We start from the raw sequence: 1,139 nt of genomic DNA on the forward strand, positions 1-1,139 counted from the left end.
CTAGTGTCCTGCGCCTGAAATTCGTTTGCAATATCTGGCGAGGGAGTCGAGGATCTCCTCGGCGGTCTTGGTCCACACGAACGGTTTCGGGTTGTCGTTCCAGTCCTTGATCCAGGCTCGGATGTCTTTCTCAAGCGCGGCAACGCTTTTGTGTACGCTGCGGCGGATCATCTGGTCGGTCAGGAAGCCGAACCAGCGTTCCACCTGGTTGATCCACGAGCTTCCGGTCGGCGTGAAGTGCATGTGGAAGCGAGGATGGCGAGCCAGCCAGGTCTTGACCGCCGGGGTCTTGTGCGTGCCGTAGTTGTCGCAGATCACGTGGACGTCCAGGTCGGCAGGCACCGACTTGTCGATGGTGATCAGGAACTTCTTGAACTCGATAGCGCGATGTTGACGGTGCAGCTGGCTGATCACGGTGCCGTTGGCGATGTTGAACGCGGCGAACAAGCTGGTGATGCCGTGGCGCACATAGTCGTGGGTGCGCCGTTCGGGCATGCCCGGCATCATCGGTAGCACCGGTTGCGACCGATCCAGGGCCTGCACCTGGGACTTCTCATCGACGCAGAGCACCACAGCCCGCTCAGGCGGGTTGTGGTATAGCCCGACCACGTCGACAACCTTCTCCACGAACAGCGGGTCCGTCGAGAGCTTGAACGTGTCGGTTCGGTGGGGCTTGAGCCCGAAGTCGCGCCAGATCCGTCCGATCGTCGACTTTGACAGTCCCGACCGTGCGGCCATCGACGCCCGTGACCAGTGCGTTGCGTTACGGGGCGTCTGTTCAAGGGTGGCCACGACCACGTCTTCCACCCGATCCAGACTGATCGACGCCGGCCGGCCTGGCCGATCCTCATCCATCAGCCCATCCAGGCGGCGTGCCACGAACCGGGTACGCCACTTGCCCACAGTCGGCCGGCTGACCCCCAGCTGAGCAGCGACATCCTGATTGGACAGGCCGTCGGCGCATGCCAGCACGATCCGACACCGCAGGGCCAACGCCTGCGCCGACTTCGCCCGCCGCGCCCAATTCTGCAACGTCTCCCGCTCAGCATCGCTGAGTACCAACTCGGCCTTCGGCCGCCCACGACCTGCCACCACCGCAGTCTACATTTAGATAACGAATTTCAGGCGCAGGACACTAG

The 1,139-nt window shown here is 62.7% G+C and carries 1 protein-coding gene; it reads right to left on the reverse strand.

Annotation, left to right across the window (positions count from 1 at the left end; translation table 11 throughout):
• Positions 1–1,092 (reverse strand): IS630 family transposase, encoded by a 1,092-nt coding sequence (locus ACGFH9_RS30810; RefSeq protein ID WP_393226392.1) that lies wholly within the window; start codon positions 1,090–1,092, stop codon positions 1–3.
• Positions 1,093–1,139 lie beyond the last annotated feature (47 nt).

The organism is Micromonospora sp. NPDC049102 (assembly GCF_043197485.1).
GTDB lineage: Bacteria > Actinomycetota > Actinomycetes > Mycobacteriales > Micromonosporaceae > Micromonospora.